Annotated in this window: 3 protein-coding genes; 1 reads left to right on the plus strand and 2 read right to left on the minus strand. The window is 58.9% G+C overall.

Features of this window, described 5'->3' with window-relative positions; all coding sequences use genetic code 11:
• The first annotated feature begins 320 nt into the window (after positions 1-320).
• Positions 321-1100 carry an NAD-dependent epimerase/dehydratase family protein gene (locus ACZXDY_RS45165; RefSeq protein WP_464349921.1) on the plus strand — a complete coding sequence of 260 codons (780 nt, stop codon included), beginning with the start codon at positions 321-323 and terminating at the stop codon, positions 1098-1100.
• 174 nt (positions 1101-1274) lie between these two features.
• On the opposite strand, the gene ACZXDY_RS45170 is transcribed toward ACZXDY_RS45165, so the two are convergent.
• Together ACZXDY_RS45170 and ACZXDY_RS45175 are read right to left on the minus strand one after the other, a co-directional pair.
• Positions 1275-1685 (minus strand): cupin domain-containing protein, encoded by a 411-nt coding sequence (locus ACZXDY_RS45170; RefSeq protein ID WP_080664018.1) that lies wholly within the window; start codon positions 1683-1685, stop codon positions 1275-1277.
• A 452-nt stretch (positions 1686-2137) separates the two neighbouring features.
• A complete protein-coding gene (locus tag ACZXDY_RS45175; RefSeq protein ID WP_080664017.1) occupies positions 2138-2647 on the minus strand; it encodes a lipocalin-like domain-containing protein in 510 nt (169 codons plus the stop codon).
• Between the last annotated feature and the right edge of the window lie 431 nt (positions 2648-3078).

Here is a 3078-nt window from a genome sequence, read left to right on the forward strand (position 1 = left end):
GACAGGACGCCCCTTGGCGCTATCGGCTTGGCCACCCTGTTTGCCGCAGCGGCCTACCGCGCGAGCGGTTTAGTCCTATGGCCCTCTTGAGACATGCCGGCCGTGTCGCGCAATGTCCGCTTTCAAGGGTAACCCGGAAGAAATTTGCTCAGGTTGAGTTCTTCTCAGTTTGACCCCCAACGGACATTCGGTTCAGGTAAGGTTCCGGGGCTGCCAATCTGTTCCGATGCGCGGCTGTGTCCGTATTTGTCCGCCGTCTCCAAAGTTGATTTTCACTGAAACGGAACGATTGCCCGCCCTCCGCTTGAATCGGAAAGTACTTGGCGCGCAGCGCCCACTTTGGCGCACGGTTCAACGGAGTAACGGTGATGGGTTACAGAATCTTCCTTGCCGGCGCGTCCGGAGCCATCGGCAGGCGCCTGACGCCGCTCCTGCACGGCGCTGGCCATTACGTCTGTGGCAGCACCAGATCGGAAGCGAATGCCGACGCGCTGCGCGCGCTCAGGGCTGACCCGGTCGTGGTCGACGTCTTCGACGCGCCGGCGCTATCACGCGCCGTCGCATCAGCACGCCCCGATGTCGTGATCCATCAGCTCACCGACCTCCCGAAGGATCTTAATCCACGCGAGATGGGAGCAGCGATCGTTCGCACCGCCCGCATCCGTAGCGAGGGAACGCGGAACCTCGTCAGGGCCGCAATTGCGGCGGGGGCGCACCGATTGGTGGCGCAAAGCATCGCGTGGGCCTACGCACCGGGGCCCGAGCCGCACGCGGAGACAGACCCGCTCGATACCGGGGCCAAGGGAGAGAACGGTATCAACATGCAGGGAGTAATCGCGCTGGAAGATCTCACTTTAAAATCGCCGCCGCTCGAGGGCGTCGTCCTTCGCTACGGCCAGCTTTATGGCCCCGGAACCGCTTCGGACCGGCCCTCAAACTCTGCGCCCATTCATGTGGATGCGGCGGCTTATGCCGCTCTGCTGGCCATCGACCACGGCGACCCGGGCATCTATAACATCGCGCAGTCCAACAGACACGTTGCGACCGAAAAGGCACGCGCCGAGCTGGGTTGGACTCCTGATTTTCGTCTTCCGGCCTGACGATTTTCGCACGCGGTCCAGCGCTCAGGCCGTGGCGATGCCTCGGCGCCCGCGACGTTGTGGCGCGTCGCTTGCCAGGCGAGACCGAAAGTGATGGGTGCGCAGTCAGAACGGCGCTGATGACCCGATGCGGACATAAACCCACGCCCTTTCCTCGCCCGACGTCAAAAAGCGCTATTTATGTCCACGCCCTACTAGGATGGTTGGTGGCGCGCCTTTAACTTTTACATAGAAGACAAGTAGTTTTGCGGCCTGCGTCGCACTAGCGTTGCGGCTCACAATGTGGACGTCCGTAGGCGCTTCATAAAAGACCTCACCGGTATTTACGGTTTTTGGGGCTTCACCTTCTACCTGCGTGACGACGCTCCCCTCCAAAACATAGACGAAGAGATCTGCATTATGCCGATGCGGCTCCGAGACTTCGCCCGGAGCGAAGTCGACGACTTCGACCATACCTTCCTTCCCAGGAAAGTCGGGAAGCTCTTTGGCCATCAAAGTTGTTGCTTTTCCGGTCCCTGCGTTGGCGCCAGTAAATGGAGCTGTGGTGCCAAGTGCGAGCAACAGAGAGAGCGCTAGTCTGTTCATTGTATGAGCCTTTCCCTTAGAGTGAGCCAGTCTTTAGGCGGTCGCGTACTCGTTAGACTTCATGAACTATTTTGGTTACGTCCATGATCTACCTCGTGAACTACAACATGAGCGGAAGTGCGGGCGGCGGACTGTAAGCCGTATAGAGCCTTTTACAAATTGCTCACCGGGAAGGAGTTGCCTTGGCCTAAGGCCGCCTCAGTTGTCGGCCTCTTCCATATCAGGATGTCGCCCATTGGCCCGGCGCGGCTGTTGGCGCCGCGCAGGATATTTCCGAAGATCGGGGGCAACCGGAAGTCCCTGCCGTGAGGCCAAGCGGCGCTTCTGACCCGATTCGGACACCGTGTGCGGACCCACTCACTCGATCACTTCGGGGTACCGAGGCTTGGCTTGCCGGGTCGGGGGAGCCGAGTTCTGAAACCGGTGCCCGTGGCGACAGATTGACCAAAAGATCACTTGGTTGCGCTTGTTGCGCGCTTCAGAGTCACCACAGCAGTACCCCCACGGGACGCCGGTGTAGGGTTCTTATACGTGAGCTCGTCGCCGTTGATCGCGATGAAACGCTTCTGATTCGAATTGTCCCACGCGGGAAAGCTGCCGCCGATAACATGTAAGGATATTGAATGTTCAGATTCATTGACTTTGTAGTCGCCAAACATCGCGATTAGCCCCTCCAGAGCGGCTTCGCTTTCCCCGGCGGTCGGAAAGTCGCGGCGGGCATATTTTGGCCGTCCCGGACGCATGACATTGATTGAGAAGTGATCTGCTGCATCGAACATGAAATATCCTTTCGGATCGGAACCAAATATTTGCGTTGTTTTCCCGGTCCTTTCATTCACGTTTACAAATGAAATGACGCTCCAAGTGCCTACAAGCTGCTGTTTGAGCGGATCTGCGGCTCCCGCAGATAACGTGCCGCATGTAAGAGCTGCGGCTATCGGAATTGACCATAGTGCTTTCATGGTGCTCCCTCCGGTTTTCAGGAACGTTCCATCTATGAGGGTTGTGGGCTGGCCGCCCAGCGTAGTCTGAGCCTCGAAATCATTGTACGGGGCACTCTGCGGTCAGTGGGGCAATTCATCCCACAATACCGCACCGACGGCCAGCACGGGATTGACCACACCAAGACGCGGGCATGCGTTCGAAAAAGGCAATCGGCCACGCTACGAGCCACTCCGGAGGTTGTTCCAGGTGCGCCCACGATCATGTCGGCGATCTGGCGGAAGCCGTCGAGCGAGAAGGCCGGGGCCTGTGGTGCAAGACAGGACAGCGGTCGTTGGAGCGTTCGGCGTGCCTAGAGCGGTTCATGGCTAGGTTGAATCGGTAGGGATTCCCCTGCGGGCCGGTTTGTGATTCAAGATGTTGGCTGGGTCTGGGGGCCAGCATCTGATGA

It is taken from the genome of Bradyrhizobium sp. LeoB3 (assembly GCF_055456055.1).